Below are 15,058 nucleotides of genomic sequence, written 5' to 3'. Positions count from 1 at the left end.
GGCATGGCAATCGACAGTGCACGGCCGATCGCGGTCTACACCGATATCGACGACACCGATCCGGCGATCGGCATCAGCCTGCTGGAGGAGAACGGCTTCGAGGTGCGGGTGCTCGGCACGCGCGACGCCGACGAGATCATCGCCGGCGCCCGGGGCGCCGTCGCGCTGCTGCCCGGCTACGCGTCCGTGACCCGCGAGGTCATCGAGGCGCTGCCGCAGCTGCGGATCGTGTCGCTCATGTCGATGGGCTTCGACTACGTCGACGTCGACGCCGCGAGCGAGCGGGGCGTCTGGGTGAGCAACGTGCCCGGTGCGGCCACCGAGGAGGTGGCGACGCACGCGCTCGCGATCCTGCTCAGCAGCGTGCGCCAGCTGCCCTTCTACACGGCGTCCGCCACCCCCGCCGACTGGAACGACCGGTCGCCGTCCGCGCCGCCCCGCCTGAGCGAGACGACGCTCGGCATCGTCGGCCTCGGCAAGATCGGGCGCGAGCTGGCGCGGCTCGCCGGTCCCCTCTTCGGCTCGGTCGTGGGCTACGATCCGCTGCTGCCCGACACCCCGGAGGTGCGCGCCGACCTCGAAGCGCTCGGCGTCACCCGCACGGGCCTCGAGGAGGTGCGCCGCACGGCGAACGTGCTCTCGCTGCATCTGCCCCTCACCCCGGAGACCGCGCACATGGTCGACGCCGAGTTCCTCTCGGGGATGCCCCGCGGATCGGTGCTGGTGAACGTCTCGCGCGGCGGGCTCATCGACAACGACGCCCTCGTCGCGGCGCTCGACGCGGGGCAGCTCTCCGGCGCGGCGCTCGACGTGCTCGACCAGGAGCCCCCGAGTCCCGGCCACCCGCTCCTGGGCCGCGACGATGTGGTGCTCACGCCCCACATCGCCTACTTCTCCGCACGCACGGAGATCGAGTACGTGCGCATCCAGGCGCAGAACGCCATCACGCTGCTCGAGACGGGCGCACCCGACTCGCCGGTCAACCGTCCGGCGTAGCCGGCGGCCCTTCCGTACCCGGGACCCGCTCGTCGCGTACCCGAGAGCACGCGGAGTCCCGGATGGCTGCTTCCTCGCACGCGAAGCAGCCATCCGGGACTCCGCGTTTCCGGTTGCGCTCGGCCCGCACCGCCCGCTCAGCACCGCCCGGCCGGAACAGCCCGGCCGATCCCGCCCCGCCGTTGCAGCTCGAGACGTGCAAGACTGGAGGGCACGCCCGGGTCGGAACGGACCGGGCGCCCGCGCGCGAGGAGGGGAACGATGAGCAACCCGGAACGCAGCCCGGAGGAGACCGTCTGCGTCTCCCCGGAGTCCGAGCCCGACCGCGCGTTCGAGATCCTCGAGCCGCGCGATGTGCCGCTCGGCGGGCTGCGCGCCATGAACGTGCGCCGCACCCTGCCGCAGCGCTCCCGCTCGCTCATCGGCGCCTGGTGCTTCCTCGACCACTACGGTCCCGACGACGTGGCCGCCACCGGCGGCATGGACGTCGCGGCGCACCCGCACATCGGCCTGCAGACCGTGAGCTGGCTGTTCTCGGGTGAGATCGAGCATCGCGACAGCGCGGACTTCCACGCGATCGTGCGCCCGGGCGAGCTGAACCTCATGACGGCGGGCCGCGGCATCAGCCACTCGGAGCGCTCGACGCCCGGCACCACGACCCTGCACGGCGCGCAGCTCTGGGTCGCGCTGCCCGAGCGGCGTCGCGGCGTCGCCAAGGGCTTCGAGCACTACGCGCCCCCGGTGCTGGCCGGCGCCGGCTGGCGCGCCCAGGTGTTCCTGGGCAGGCTGCTGGGCGACGCCTCGCCGGTGCGCACGCACACGCCCCTGCTCGGCGCGGAGATCGGGCTCGATCCGGGCGCGTCGATCGAGCTCGCGGTCGACGCGGTCTTCGAGCACGGCGTGCTCGTCGACAGCGGCTCCGTCGCGCTCGAGGTGCCGGGCGGGGAGGATCGCGGATCCCCCGCCGTTGAGAAGGATCAGCTGGCGTTCCTCCCCGCCGGCGTCGCGAGCCTCCGCCTCACCGCGGGGGCGGACGGCGCGCGCCTGCTGCTGCTCGGCGGCGAGCCCCTGGGCGAGCGCATCGTGATGTGGTGGAACTTCATCGGGCGCGACCACGACGAGATCGTGCAGGCCCGAGTCGACTGGCAGGCCCAGCTCGCGGCCGCCGGCGTGGCGGAGCCGGCGGAACTCGGCGTGCCCGGCGGCCCGACGGGGTCCACGACTGCCGCGGCACGATCGACCGAGGCGCGATCCGCCGAAGCCCGATCCGCCGCAGTCGACTCGGGAACGGGGCGGCCGGCGCCGGATCCCGATCGCTTCGGCCTGCCGCAGGACGAGCCGGAGCCGCCGCTCTCGGCCCCCGCTCTGCCCGTCGCACGGCTGCTTCCCCGGAAGCAGTGAGAGAGTAGGGCTCCCATCGCCGCTGCGGCGCCCCGGCCTCGCAGCGAGCACCGCATCCGACTCGGAGGAGGCACCGATGAACGACCAGGAGACAGTGACCGTTCGGGAGGACGCCGAGGCCCACCGCTTCGTCATCGAGGTGGACGGTGTGCTCGCGGGCTTTGCGAAGTACCGGGAGCGCGACGGCGGATCGACCTACGACTTCACGCACACCGAGATCGATCCGGCCTTCAGCGGCCGCGGCCTCGGCAATACCCTCGTGTCACGGGCGCTGGAGCATACGCGGGAGCTCGGGCACACCATCGTGCCGCACTGCCCCTTCGTCGCGGCCTGGCTGCGACGTCACCCCGAGTTCGTCGCCGCCGTGGAGTGGCCGGGCGGCGAAGGACCGGTCGGCGGCTCCCCGGGCGAGTAGGCGGGCTGCGCCGGGCAGCTCGCGAGCACGCGCCGCATCGCGTCCCGCTCCGCCGCCGTCACCCACAGCTCGTAGGCCGCCTTCACCGACACCTGGCGCGCCACGTACTCGCAGCGGAAGCCCCGCTGGGGCGGTAGCCAGCTCGCCGCGTCCGAATCGCCCTTGCGGTTGTTCGTGGGGCCGTCGACCGCGAGCAGGTTGAGCGGATCGTTGGCGAACTCCAGGCGCCGGTCTCCGGTGAGCGCCTGCGCGCCCTTCTGCCAGGCGTCCGAAAGCGCCACGACGTGGTCGATCTGCACGGCCTGCGAGGTGGCCTGCCCGCGCACGAAGTCGATGCGGGTGCCGGTGTACGGATCCAGCAGCACCCCCGAGAGCACCTTGCAGGGGCCCTCGAGCACCGCGTCGTCGAGGTCCCGCAGCAGGACGTCGTTCCTGGCGTCGCAGCCGTTGCGATCCGGGTCCTTCCAGCCGTTGCCGAACTGCGTCTTGCGGTCGTAGCCGGTCTTCGGCGCACGGCCCTTCACGGGAATGGTGTCGAGCAGCTCGACGACCGTCTGCCGCTCGCTCCCCGGCGCAAGGTCGGGGTCGGGATCGGGCGCCCGCTCGTCGGCGGGTCCGGGCTCGACGGCGGATCCGGGAACATCAGCGGCTCCGGGCTCAGCACCGGCACCGGCATCGGTGCCGGTGCCGGTGCCGGGATCGCCGCCCGCGGCCTCCTCGAGGGACGAGCCGCCGTCCGCTGCCCGGTCGGTGCCGCCCGCGAGCGCGTCCTGCTCGGCTGCGCCCAGCACCCACACGAGCACCGCGAGCAGCAGTGCACCCGTCACGAGCCACGATCTCTTCTTCAGCCCTCTCGCCTCCCTCGATTCACCGCGCTCCACCGTATCGGCTGCCGCCGACATCGAGGCGCACGCGCCGGCTACGCCGTGAGCGAGAGGCCTCCGGTGAGGAGGAGCACCGCCGCCACGGCCCCCCAGCCGACGAGGCTCGCGACCGCCGTGGCGCCGATGATGCGCGCCCGGCTCCAGCGCAGTCGCGATCCGCCCTCCCCCACGTATGCGGGGTCGGCCGAGCGGTCATCGCGATATCGCCGGGTCTGCCGCGCGGTGCCGCGGCCGAGCGCGTCGTCGAGACGCAGCGCGAACTCGGTGACCGCGGCGTCGCTCAGATCGAAACCCGTGCGTCCGTAGACGTAGAGCCAGTCGTCGATCACCTCGACGTCGAACCCGGCTGCGTGGTCGATGAGCACGGCCATGAGGTCGGGCGTGAAGACGTAGAGGGCGTCGCGCTCGTACTCGCGAGGGCAGTAGAGGTGGAACCAGCGGTCGAAGTCGCCCTCGAGCGAGAGGCGCTGATGGGTGCCGAACGGGATGCGGATCGCGTTCGGCTTCCCCGTCCAGGTGCGCGACTGCAGGTACATGTGCGGCAGGCGACGCGGCAGTTCGATGCGCACGAAGCCGACCTCCGTGCGCGGATTCTCGAGCTGAGACGTCGAGTAGCTGTAGTTCGCGACCTCGAGGTACCGCTCGCCGTGCCGGTGCAGGCTGTTCTCGACGCGCGCGCGGTTGCCCACGCTGAAGAGCAGCGCGCCGAAGTTGCTCAGCGGGGGTTCCGCGATGTAGTGCCATCCGCTGCGCTCGGCGAACGCCGCGATCCGGCGACGCGCGCGCCACTCGCGGGCCACCGCGATCCACCCGGACACCGGGGCCGCGATGACCAGCAGGGTGACCGTGCTCGCGCCAGCCGCCATGAGAAAGGCCACGATCGGAGGCTCCGGATCCCTGCCCGCCGGGGTGTACCCCGTGAGCCAGACCCAGAAGGCGAACGCGGTGATCGCTCCCAGGAGCGGCACGACCAGCAGCAGGAGCAGCAGCGAGGCGATGAGCATCTGCCGTTCCCGGCGCCTCGCCCCGGGCGCCTCCGCCAGCACCGCCCTGCGGAACCCTCGTCCGGTACCCGTGTTCGGAATTCCCCCCATGCCTCCACCCTATGAGAAAAGCGCGTCGGGGCTCGGGTCGCGCGCCACTCCGTACCGGCTCGATCCGTTTCGCGCAACGGGGTGATGCGGTGCGCTCCGAACCGATTGTCTGGAAGCGTTCGGAACGACCGACCAGACAAGAGACAGTCAGGAGATCAAGATGACCCATCTGACAGGCAAGCGCGTGGCGATCCTCGCGACGAACGGCTTCGAGGATTCGGAGCTGACCGAGCCGCTCACGGCCCTGCGGGAGCACGGCGCCGAGATCGAGATCGTCTCCACGAACACCGGCACCATCCGGGGCAAGAACGGGCACGAGGCGCACGTCTCCCGCGCCAGCTCCGCGGCGCGGGCCGATGACTACGACGCGCTGCTGCTGCCGGGCGGCGTCGTCAACGGCGACCACATCCGCCTCGACCAGCACGCGGTGGCGTTCACCCGTGGCTTCTTCGAGCAGCACAAGCCGGTGGCCGCGATCTGCCATGGCGGCTGGATCCTCGCCGATGCGGACGTGCTGCGCGGCCGCACGGTGACCTCCTACCCCAGTCTGCGCACGGACCTGCGCAACGCGGGCGCGACGTGGGTCGACGAAGAGGTCGTCGTGGATCAGGGCCTCGTGACGAGCCGAACCCCGGATGATCTGCCGGCGTTCAACGCCAAGCTCATCGAGGAGATCGCCGAGGGGAAGCACCCGGGCCAGACGACCTGACGACGGCCCCTCCCGCTCAGGCGAGCAGCTGGGAACGGCGGGTGAGCAGCAGCCCGGCCAGGGAGTAGCGCCCCGGGCCGGCGAGCGCGATGCCGAGCGCCGTGGAGGCCACGAGCAACGGCAGCTCGGCACCGCCGCCATCCGCGAAGTAGCCCGCGCCGAGGTGCATCGTGAAGATCGCGACCAGCATCTCGACGGCCACCAGCACTGCGGCGATGCGCGACCCGATCCCGAGCAGGATCGCGAGTCCGCCCACCGTCTCGATCAGCGCCGCCGCGGTGGCAGCGGCCCCCGCGAGCGGCACCCCCGCTTCGGTGAAGGCTCCGGACACTCCGGGAATGCCGTACTCGAAGAGCTTCTGCGCACCGTGGGCGAGCAGCAGGACCGCGAGTCCGATGCGCAGGACCGCAAGCCCGGCGTCGGTGCGGATGGCGCGGGTGGTCGCGGTGGTGGCGGGAGTGCTGGGAGGGGTCATCTGAACTCCGGGAGATCGAGAAGGGACCGGACCTGATCCGGACCGGCATCGTCGGGGCAGCGGCGGCACGAACGCCTCCCTGCCCCGACGACGCTCTCCATCCTGGCCGCGGACCTCGGCTGCGCGGCACCCGCCGACCGGCTGGAGTCACCCCGTCCGATGGCGGGAGACCGGGTCTCGCGCCGCCGACGCCCAGCCGACGGATCTACGCTGGTCGCATGCACCCGCCGACTGCCGAGCGACCCGTCCGCGTCGCGATCATCGACGACGAGGCGCTCATCCGCCAGGGGTTCACGCTGATCCTCGAAGCCGCCGCCGACATCCGCGTGGTCGGCGCCGCAGACGGACGCGACGCGCTCGCCCTGATCGACCGCACCTCGCCCGATGTGGTGCTGCTCGACATCCGCATGCCCGAGGTCGACGGGCTGACCGTGCTCCGCTCCCTGCCTCGCGGGGCGCAGGCGCCCCGGGTGGCGATGCTCACGACCTTCGGAAGCGACGACCTCATCGCCGAGGCGATGTCGATCGGGGCCGCTGGTTTCCTGCTGAAGGACACCGATCCCGAGGCCCTGCCGCAGTACGTGCGCACGCTGGCCTCGGGAGGGGTGGTGCTCGCTCCGGCTGCGGCGCGAGCGGTCGTGGGCGCGAGCCTGGCCCCCAGATACGACCCCGAGGCCGCGGCGCTGATCGACACGCTCTCGGACCGCGAGCGGGACGTGCTGCTGCGCTTGGCGCGCGGTCGTTCCAATGCGGAGATCGGCGCCGAGATCCATCTGGGGACGGGGACCGTGAAGGACCACGTGTCGGCGCTGCTCGCGAAACTCGGAGTGCCGGGCCGAGTGCAAGCCGCGCTCGTCGCGGAGCGCGGCGGGCTGCTGGAGGGGACGGGATGAGCGCGGCGGTCGCGGTGCCTCCCGCCCCGATGCGGAGGGCGGCTCCGCGCCCCCACCCGGCCGCCCTGCTGCGGATCGCCCCGGCCTGGGCCGTCGAGGCGACGATCGTCGCGGTGGCGCTGGCGGACGCGCTGCTCACGCTGATCTCGGCCTCCCCGCTCACCACCGGGTTGGCCCTCGTCGCCGCAGCCGGCCTGCTGGTGCGCCGCCGCCTTCCGGTCGTGAGCCTGCTGCTCGTGCTGCCCGCGCTGCACGTCGGGTGCGCGGTCATCGCGATGGTGATCGCCCTCTTCAGCGTCGCCGAGCGCGTACGCCGCTCCTGGCTCATCGGCGTCTGCGCCGGGCTCGTCTTCGCGATGCAGCTCGTGGTAGCAGCCCCGTTCGAGTCGCCTCGGGACCTGTTCACCGCGGGCGTCTCGGCAGCGCTCTTCGCCGGCGGCCCGGTCGCGCTCGGGCTGCTGGCGCGAACCGGCGCGGAGCTGCGCGAACGCTACGAGGAGCTGCGCAGTGCCCAGGAGGCGCAGCGCGAGATGGCCGCGCGCGAGACGCTGGCGCGCGAGCGCACGGTGCTGGCCCGTGAGATGCACGATGTGGTCTCCCACAACGTGAGCCTCATCGCGGTGCAGGCCGGAGCCCTGCAGGTGAGCGCCGCGGACGCCGGAGTGCGGGGGTCGGCCCGCACGATCCGCGGCCTCAGCGTGCTGACCCTCGAAGAGCTGCGCACGATGGTCGCGCTGCTGCGGGCGTCCGGCGGGACGACCCGCGAGGTGCACCCGCAGCCCACGGTCTCGGACATTCCAGGCCTCGTCGCAGCGAGCGGAATCGACGCCGAGGTCTCGATCGACCTGCACGACGGGCTGCCGTCAGGGGTGCAGCGCGCCGTCTACCGCACGGTCCAGGAGTGCCTCACCAACGCGCGCAAGCACGCCCCCGGCGCCGCCGTGCGCATCGACGCGCATCAGTCGGACGAGGCGGTGCACCTCGCGGTGCGCACCGGGAGCGCGACAGAACCCCGCCAGCCCCTGCCGGGGTCAGGACTCGGGCTGCTGGGGCTCGAGGAGCGGGCGCACCTGCTCGGCGGCACGTTCAGCGCCGGGCCCGCCGGCGACGGAGGCTGGGAGGCGCGTCTCGCAGTGCCGGTCGCCTGAAGCGGGAGCCTGAGGCGGGGGCGCCTGCGGCGGCAGTCGCCTCAGACGCAGATCAGAGACCCCGTCAGCCGCGCGGGCCTCCCGCCACGTAGAGCACCTGCCCCGACACGAACCCACTCGCCTCGGAGGCGAAGAACGCCACGGCGTTCGCGATGTCCTCGGGGGTTCCGACCCGGCGCACGGCGGTGGCTGCGGCCTCGCACTCCACCAGCTCGTCGAATCCGATCCCCAGCCGCTCGGCCACCGATCGCGTCATATCGGTCACGGTGAACCCCGGGGCGACGGCGTTGGCGGTGATCCCGAACCTGCCGAGTTCGAGCGCGAGCGTCTTCGTGAAGCCCTGGATCCCCGCCTTCGCAGTCGCGTAGTTGGCCTGGCCGGCGTTGCCGAGCGCCGACGTGCTCGAGATGTTCACGATCCTGCCCCAGCCGTGCTCGACCATGTGCGCCTGGGTCTCGCGGCTCATCAGGAACGCACCCTTGAGGTGCACGTCCATGATGGTGTCCCAGCTCTGCACGGTCATCTTGAACAGCAGGTCGTCGCGCAGCACTCCCGCATTGTTGACGAGGATCAGCGGCGGACCGAGTCGCTCGGCGGCACCGGCGATACCCGCGCGCACGCTCGACTCGTCGCTCACGTCGACGGCGAAGGACTCCGCCGCGCCCCCGCGCTCGCGCGCCTTGCGCGCGGTCTCCGCAGCGCCCAGCTCGTCCAGGTCGAAGAGCGCGACCCGCTCGCCGCGGTTCGCGAGTTCGAGGGCGATGGCGCGGCCGAGCCCTCGCGCGGCCCCCGTGACGATCGCGGACCGGCTCATGAGGCCAGCGCCTCTGCGATCGGCTGATCGCCGTCGTTGAATCGGATCGTGCGCCGGATCGTGCCGTCGTCGGCGAGCGCCGCCGCGATGACGCCGGCGACGTCGGCGCGGGACACCCGGCCGGCTTCCGCGGTCTTCGTGTCGATCCGGCCGCTCGGCGGGTCGAGCGTGAGTGTGCTCGGACCGAGCACGGTCCAGTCGAGATCCGTCGCCCGCAGATACTCGTCGGCAGCGGCCTTCGCCTCGGCGTAGTGGAAGAACGGCTGCTGCGGATCCACCCCGTGCTCGGGCGACGAGCCGAAGTAGGACACCATCACGTACCGGCGCACCCCGGCGAGTGCCGAGGCCTCCATGGAGCGGATGGCCGCATCGCGGTCGACGGCCATCGTGCGCTCGGGATCGCCCCCTCCGGCGCCCGCCGACCACACCACCGCGTCGTGGCCGCGGATGAGATCGGCGATCCCCTCCGCGTCGAGCCGCTCGATATCCGCCACCAGCGGACGGGCGCCCGCTGCGCGCACGTCCTCGGCGTGATCCGGATTGCGGATCACCGCCGTAACCTCGTCGCCCCGTTCCGCCAGCAGCGGCTCCGCGAGCAGTGCGATCTTGCCGTGTCCTCCGAAGATGATGATCCGTGCCATGCTCCCACCCTACGCGCGCGGCGCGCCGAAGTCCCGGGCCGGGCCCGCATCCGTCTGCACGGGTGCGGGTGAGCGGTCAGGTGCCGCAGTAGGTGACGTGGCGACTGGATCCGGGCGGCGCGGGCCGCTCGTAGCGTTCGAGGCCCGCACGCGCCTCGAACGGCCGCGACACCGCGTCGAGGATGCGTGCGAACGGCGCGAGGTCGCCTGCGGTCGCGGCGTCGAGCGCCTCGTCCACGAGGTGGTTGCGCGGGATGTACACGGGATTCGCGGCGTCCATCGCCTCGGCGTCCGGCGCGAGAGCCAGCCACTCCGCGAACCACGCCCCGGGATCGCCGCCCGTCAGGGCCCGGTAGGGCGCGTCATCCCCCCTGGCGGCCGCGCCCAGCGCCCGGAACGCGGTCGTGTAGTCGACCCCCTGATCCTGCAGCTCCTGCAGCAGACCGGAGCTCAGCCGGGCGAGGATCTCGTCGCCGACGGGGCGGTCCGATCCCGAAGCCGCCGCGACCCCGAGCTTCGCCCGCATCCCGCTCGCCCAGGCCCCGCTGTAGTGCGCGGCGAATCCGTCGAGCGCCCCGAGCGCGAGCTGCTTCGCCGTCTCGGGGTCGCCGGCCCCGGCAGGCCCGGAGGCGTCGTCTCCGAGCCCGTCCCGACCCAGCAGCGGCAGCAGCGCCTCCGCGAAGCGGGTCAGGTTCCACAGGGCGATGCCGGGCTGGTTGCCGTAGGCGTAGCGCCCGCGATGGTCGATCGAGTTGAACACGGTCGCGGGATCGTAGGCGTCGATGAACGCGCACGGTCCGTAGTCGATGGTCTCGCCCGAGATCGTCGTGTTGTCGGTGTTCATGACGCCGTGCACGAAGCCCACGCACATCCACGAGGCGCTGAGGCGGGCCTGCGCCTCGATCACCGCCTCGAGCAGCCCCAGGTACGGCGACTCGCTCTGCGCCAGTTCGGGGTAGTGGCGGGCGATGGCGAAGTCGGCGAGGCGGCGCAGCGCGTCGACATCTCCGAGGGATCGGGCGTACTGGAAGCTGCCGACGCGCAGGTGGCTGCTCGCCGCGCGCACGAGCACGGCGCCCGGCAGTGCGTCGAGCACGTCGTCGCGCACCACGCGCTGCCCGGTCGCCACGACGGCGAGCGCGCGGGTGGTCGGGATGCCGAGCGCGTGCATGGCTTCGCCCATCAGATACTCGCGCAGCATCGGCCCGACGGCCGCGAAGCCGTCGGCTCCGCGGGCGAAGGGAGTGCGGCCCGAACCCTTCAGGTGGAGGTCGCGCTGACGCCCGCGGGCGTCGACGACCTCGCCGAGCAGCAGCGCCCGCCCGTCGCCCAGCCGCGGCACGTACGCGCCGAACTGGTGCCCCGCGTAGGCCTGCGCCACCGGCGCGGCGCCCTCCGGCAGCTCGTTGCCCAACAGGAATCGCACGCCTGATTCGCTGCGCAGCTGCGAGGGGTCGAAGCCGAGCTCGCGCGCCAACGGTTCGTTCAGCATGAGGATCGCCGGATCCGCGGGGCGCATCGCCCGCCACGGCACCGCGAGTTCGGGCAGCGCACGAGCGAACGCGTCGCCGAGCTGGAGGCCGGTATCGGTTGCGTGGGAAGCCATGCCCCGAGGCTACGCGGTGCTCCTCAGCGGGCGTTCAGCTTGGCGGGCCCGGCGCCGGGAGGTCGGCGCTCCTGCGCAGGGTTCCCGGAGAGCCGGCGGGGTTTCGACTCCGCTCCTTCGTCGCTCCGCTCAACCGGCGGGCACCGCCAGGATAGGCTGAGCGCGACAGACAGGAGGTGCCGATGGGCGGCGATGTCGGGAACCGTTCGGACGAGCTCTCTCCGACGCGCACCGCGGGCCGCCGCTGGCTGCGCGCGCTGCTGCCTGCGGCGCTCATCCTCATCTGGCTCGTCGCGGCCGGCATGGGCGGGCCGCTCTTCGGCAAGGTGGACGAGGTCTCCTCCAACGACCAGACGTCGTATCTGCCGGAGTCGGCCGAGGCGACCGAGGTGCGCGAGGAGCTCGGCGGGTTCCTCAGCGATGACAGCATTCCCGCCGTCGTCGTCTTCTCGGCGCCGGAGGCCCTCGGCGACGATCGGCTGGCCGCGCTCGATCAGGCCGTCGAGCAGGCCGCGGCGCTCGAGGGCGTGGGCGAGGCGGTCTCCCCCGTCATCCCCTCCGAGGACGGGCTCGCGGCCCAGGTGTTCGTGCCCATCGACGCGGATGCCGATCTCTCCGACACGGTCGAGGTCCTCGGCGACACGCTCCGCGCGGAGTCGCCCGATGGCGTCTCGGTGCACGTGACCGGGCCCGCCGGTTTCACGGCCGATCTCGTGGCGGGCTTCGCCGGGATCGACGGCATCCTGCTGCTCGTGGCGCTGCTCGCGGTGCTCGTGATCCTGGTGATCGTCTACCGTTCCTTCCTGCTGCCGCTGGTGGTCCTCAGCACCAGCCTCTTCGCGCTCTGCACCGCACTGCTCGTGGTCTGGCACCTCGCGAACTCCGGTGTGCTGCTGCTCAGCGGGCAGACCCAGGGCATCCTCTTCATCCTCGTGATCGGCGCGGCCACCGACTACTCGCTGCTGCTCGTCGCCCGCTTCAGGGAGGAGCTGCGGGTGTCCCGCGACCGGGGCGCCGCCGTCCTCGCGGCGGTCAAGGGCTCCTTCGAGCCGATCCTCGCATCGGGCGGCACGGTGATCGCCGGCCTGCTCTGCCTGCTGCTCAGCGATCTCAAGTCGAACAGCACGCTCGGCCCGGTCGCGTCGATCGGCATCGTCTTCGCGATGCTGTCGGCCCTGACGCTGCTCCCAGCGCTGCTGTTCCTGTTCGGCCGCGCCGCCTACTGGCCGAGACGGCCGGCCTATGAGCCGGAGGCGGTTCGCGCAGAGCAGGGCATGCCGAGTCGCGGGATCTGGCCGCGGATCGCCCGCTTCGTGCGCCGCCGCGCACGCCCGGTCTGGATCGTCACCGCTCTGGCGCTCGCGCTCGGCGCGGCAGCGGTGCCCCAGTTGCAGGCGCAGGGCGTACCGCAGTCGGACCTGGTGCTCGGCGCGTCGGAGGCGCGCGAGGGCCAGGCCGTCCTCGGCGAGCACTTCCCCGGCGGGTCCGGCAGCCCCGCCTACGTGCTCGTCGCCGAGGATCGGCTCCAGTCAACCGTCGACGCGCTGCTCGACCACGCGGGCGTGGAGAGCGTCTCGGTGACGAGCGCCGAATCGCCGAGCGGCACCGCCCCCGTGACCGAGGACGGGATCCAGGCGTTCGGGCCGCCGGGCACCCCCGCGCCCGAGCCGACCGTCAGCGACGGCAGGGTGCTGCTGCAGGCCACCCTCTCGGACGCCGCCGACTCCGATGCCGCGGCCGAGACGATCGTGAGTCTCCGAGCCGAGCTGGGCGGCACGGGGGATACGGGCACGGGGGATGCGGGCACGGGAGCGCTCATCGGCGGTGTCACGGCCACCGCCGTCGACACGAATCAGGCGTCGATCCACGACCGCACGCTCATCATCCCGCTCGTGCTCGCCGTGATCCTCGTGATCCTGATGCTGCTCCTGCGCTCGATCCTCGCGCCGATTCTGCTCGTGGCCACCACCGTGCTCTCCTTCGGCACAGCACTCGGCGTCGCGGCACTCGTGTTCAACGGCGTCTTCCAGTTCCCGGGCGCCGACCCCGCGGTGCCGCTGTACGGCTTCGTGTTCCTCGTCGCGCTCGGCATCGACTACAACATCTTCCTCATGACCCGCGTGCGCGAGGAGACGAAACTGCACGGCACGCGGGAGGGGATCCAGCGCGGGCTCGCCATCACGGGCGGCGTGATCACCTCGGCCGGGCTGGTGCTCGCCGCGACCTTCGCCGCGCTCTCGGTCATCCCGATCCTCTTCCTCGTGCAGATCGCCTTCATCGTGGCGTTCGGCGTGCTGCTCGACACCTTCGTCGTGCGCTCGCTGCTCGTGCCGGCGCTCGCGACCGACATCGGCCGGGCGATCTGGTGGCCGTCGCGGCTGTGGCGCGAGGACGCGGGCTCCGGCGCCGGAGACGCCGGCACGAGCCCCGCGCCGGCCGACGTTCCGGCTCCCGTCACGCACGGCCGTCACGCGGCGGCCGAGCCTGGAACGCAGACCGAGCCGCAGACGGAGACGAGCCGATGAGGATCTGGTCGCTGCACCCGTCGCACCTGGACCGCATGGGCCTGCTCGCCTGCTGGCGCGAGACGCTGCTCGCCCAGGCCGTGCTCGCGGGCCGCACCAAGGGGTACCGCAACCACCCGCAGCTCGAGCGCTTCCGCGCGCAGGCCGATCCCCTCGCGGCGGTGGGTACGTACCTGAGCGGGGTCGCCGGCGAGGCTCGGGATCGCGGCTACCGCTTCGACGCCTCGCGGATCCTGCGCCCGGCACCCGCATCCGGCGACTCGATCGCGCAGATCCCGGTGACGCAGGGGCAGCTCGACTTCGAGTGGCAGCATCTCGGGCGCAAGCTCCACGAGCGGAGCGCGGAGCACGCCGCCCGCTGGGAGCAGGCCGCGCCGATCCCGCACCCGCTCTTCCGGGTGGTGCCGGGGGACATCGAACCGTGGGAACGGGCGTCGCAGAGCGGCGGATCGACGAAGGAGGCATGATGAGCGACAGGCGAGTGGTGATCGCGGGCGGGTCCGGGCTGATCGGCGGGGCCCTCACCTGGTCCCTGCAGTCCGACGGCATCGAGGTCACCCACCTGGTGCGGCGCCCGGCCCGCACTGCGAACGAGGTGGAGTGGCTCGCCGATGGCCGACCGCTCGATCCCGGAGCGCTGGCGGGAGCCGACGCCGTCGTCTGCCTCAACGGCGCGAGCATCGGCCGGCTTCCCTGGACCCGGGCGTACCGCGAGGAGCTTCGCGAATCGCGGCTGAACCCGACGCGCACCATCGCCGCCGCCCTGCGCGAGCTCGGCACGGGGGCACCCGCTTTCCTCTGCGCCTCGGCCGTCGGCTACTACGGAGACCGCCCGGGCGAGGACCTCGACGAGTCGAGCAGCCCCGGTCGCACCTTCCTCGCCGGCCTCTGCGAGGAGTGGGAGCGGGAGGCCGCCGCAGCGGGGTCGGGATCGCGGATCGTGCACCTCCGCACCGCTCCCCTGCTGCACCGCCGCGGCGTGCTGAAGCCGCTGCTCGCGCTCACCCGGCTCGGCCTGAGCGGGCCGCTGGGACGCGGCACGCAGATCTGGCCGTGGATCTCGCTCGACGACGAGGTCCGCGCGATCCGGCACCTCATCGATTCGGACGTCGAGGGGCCCGTCAATCTCGCGGGTCCGACCCTCGCCTCGGCCACCGAGATCGGCCGCGAGCTCGCGCGGATGATGCGCCGGCCGTACCTGCTGCCCGCTCCCACCCCGGCGCTGCGCCTCGGCCTCGGCCGCGACGCAGCCGATTCCCTGCTGCTCGCCGACGCGCACGTGAGGCCAGCGGTGCTGGAGCGATCGGGCTTCGAGTTCGAGCACCGCACGGCGGAGCAGGCGATCGCCGCGGCCCTCGCGGAGTAGTCGGGCGCCGGTGCGGCAGCGCCAGAGCTGCCCCCCCCCCCCCCCCCCCCCCCCCCCCCCCCCCCCCCCCCCCCCCCCCCCCCCCCCCCCC

General features: G+C 72.8%; 15 protein-coding genes. 9 read left to right on the top strand and 6 right to left on the bottom strand.

What is annotated here, in order from left to right:
* Positions 1 to 3 precede the first annotated feature (3 nt).
* From AMS65_RS00945 to AMS65_RS00935, 3 genes are all read left to right on the top strand, one after another.
* Positions 4 to 996 carry a C-terminal binding protein gene (locus AMS65_RS00945; protein WP_053382314.1) on the top strand — a complete coding sequence of 331 codons (993 nt, stop codon included), beginning with the start codon at positions 4 to 6 and terminating at the stop codon, positions 994 to 996.
* A gap of 261 nt (positions 997 to 1,257) precedes the next feature.
* Complete coding sequence (locus tag AMS65_RS00940) at positions 1,258 to 2,397, top strand: pirin family protein (RefSeq protein ID WP_053382313.1); 1,140 nt, start codon at positions 1,258 to 1,260, stop codon at positions 2,395 to 2,397.
* A 76-nt stretch (positions 2,398 to 2,473) separates the two neighbouring features.
* The gene (locus AMS65_RS00935; protein WP_053382312.1) at positions 2,474 to 2,812 is read left to right on the top strand and encodes a GNAT family N-acetyltransferase; all 339 of its coding nucleotides are present in this window, start codon (positions 2,474 to 2,476) and stop codon (positions 2,810 to 2,812) included.
* Here AMS65_RS00935 and AMS65_RS00930 read toward each other — a convergent pair.
* Together AMS65_RS00930 and AMS65_RS00925 are read right to left on the bottom strand one after the other, a co-directional pair.
* Positions 2,740 to 3,639: an HNH endonuclease family protein gene (locus tag AMS65_RS00930; RefSeq protein ID WP_241489289.1), complete on the bottom strand. Its 900-nt coding sequence runs from the start codon at positions 3,637 to 3,639 to the stop codon at positions 2,740 to 2,742. The genes AMS65_RS00935 and AMS65_RS00930 overlap by 73 nt on opposite strands.
* Before the next feature lie 92 nt (positions 3,640 to 3,731).
* A complete protein-coding gene (locus AMS65_RS00925; protein WP_157502007.1) occupies positions 3,732 to 4,790 on the bottom strand; it encodes a hypothetical protein in 1,059 nt (352 codons plus the stop codon).
* Positions 4,791 to 4,950: 160 nt separating this feature from the next.
* Here AMS65_RS00925 and AMS65_RS00920 point away from each other — a divergent pair, with 160 nt between their 5' ends.
* Positions 4,951 to 5,499, top strand: a complete 549-nt coding sequence (locus tag AMS65_RS00920) for a type 1 glutamine amidotransferase domain-containing protein (protein ID WP_053382310.1) — start codon at positions 4,951 to 4,953, stop codon at positions 5,497 to 5,499.
* A 16-nt stretch (positions 5,500 to 5,515) separates the two neighbouring features.
* On the opposite strand, the gene AMS65_RS00915 is transcribed toward AMS65_RS00920, so the two are convergent.
* On the bottom strand, positions 5,516 to 5,974 hold the full coding sequence (locus tag AMS65_RS00915) for a DoxX family protein (RefSeq protein ID WP_053382309.1): 459 nt from the start codon (positions 5,972 to 5,974) through the stop codon (positions 5,516 to 5,518).
* Between the two features lie 218 nt (positions 5,975 to 6,192).
* Between AMS65_RS00915 and AMS65_RS00910 the strand changes: the two genes are divergently transcribed.
* Together AMS65_RS00910 and AMS65_RS00905 are read left to right on the top strand one after the other, a co-directional pair.
* On the top strand, positions 6,193 to 6,867 hold the full coding sequence (locus tag AMS65_RS00910) for a response regulator (protein WP_053382308.1): 675 nt from the start codon (positions 6,193 to 6,195) through the stop codon (positions 6,865 to 6,867).
* Complete coding sequence (locus AMS65_RS00905; protein ID WP_083451391.1) at positions 6,864 to 8,015, top strand: sensor histidine kinase; 1,152 nt, start codon at positions 6,864 to 6,866, stop codon at positions 8,013 to 8,015. The genes AMS65_RS00910 and AMS65_RS00905 overlap by 4 nt, the downstream gene beginning before the upstream one ends.
* Before the next feature lie 64 nt (positions 8,016 to 8,079).
* Here the strand turns inward: AMS65_RS00905 and AMS65_RS00900 are convergent, their stop codons facing one another.
* The 3 genes from AMS65_RS00900 to AMS65_RS00890 all read right to left on the bottom strand — a co-directional run bounded on the left by AMS65_RS00900 (position 8,080) and on the right by AMS65_RS00890 (position 11,076).
* Positions 8,080 to 8,829, bottom strand: a complete 750-nt coding sequence (locus AMS65_RS00900) for an SDR family oxidoreductase (RefSeq protein WP_053382307.1) — start codon at positions 8,827 to 8,829, stop codon at positions 8,080 to 8,082.
* Positions 8,826 to 9,470, bottom strand: coding sequence for an SDR family oxidoreductase (locus tag AMS65_RS00895; RefSeq protein WP_053382306.1), 645 nt, complete (start codon positions 9,468 to 9,470; stop codon positions 8,826 to 8,828). Before AMS65_RS00895 ends, AMS65_RS00900 begins: the two co-directional genes overlap by 4 nt.
* A 76-nt stretch (positions 9,471 to 9,546) precedes the next feature.
* Positions 9,547 to 11,076, bottom strand: a complete 1,530-nt coding sequence (locus AMS65_RS00890) for a protein adenylyltransferase SelO (protein ID WP_053382305.1) — start codon at positions 11,074 to 11,076, stop codon at positions 9,547 to 9,549.
* Between the two features lie 182 nt (positions 11,077 to 11,258).
* Here AMS65_RS00890 and AMS65_RS00885 point away from each other — a divergent pair, with 182 nt between their 5' ends.
* The 3 genes from AMS65_RS00885 to AMS65_RS00875 are packed head-to-tail and all read left to right on the top strand — an operon-like array spanning position 11,259 to position 14,967.
* Positions 11,259 to 13,601: an MMPL family transporter gene (locus tag AMS65_RS00885; protein WP_083451390.1), complete on the top strand. Its 2,343-nt coding sequence runs from the start codon at positions 11,259 to 11,261 to the stop codon at positions 13,599 to 13,601.
* Positions 13,598 to 14,068, top strand: coding sequence for a pyrimidine dimer DNA glycosylase/endonuclease V (locus tag AMS65_RS00880; protein WP_053382304.1), 471 nt, complete (start codon positions 13,598 to 13,600; stop codon positions 14,066 to 14,068). The genes AMS65_RS00885 and AMS65_RS00880 overlap by 4 nt, the downstream gene beginning before the upstream one ends.
* The gene (locus AMS65_RS00875; RefSeq protein ID WP_053382303.1) at positions 14,068 to 14,967 is read left to right on the top strand and encodes a TIGR01777 family oxidoreductase; all 900 of its coding nucleotides are present in this window, start codon (positions 14,068 to 14,070) and stop codon (positions 14,965 to 14,967) included. Before AMS65_RS00880 ends, AMS65_RS00875 begins: the two co-directional genes overlap by 1 nt.
* Positions 14,968 to 15,058: the final 91 nt, after the last annotated feature.

Origin of the sequence: Leucobacter celer subsp. astrifaciens (assembly GCF_001273835.1) — a bacterium.
In the GTDB taxonomy this organism is placed as follows: domain Bacteria; phylum Actinomycetota; class Actinomycetes; order Actinomycetales; family Microbacteriaceae; genus Leucobacter; species Leucobacter celer.
Note: the sequence above shows the minus strand (reverse complement) of the source record. Positions and strands in the feature narration are given on the sequence as shown.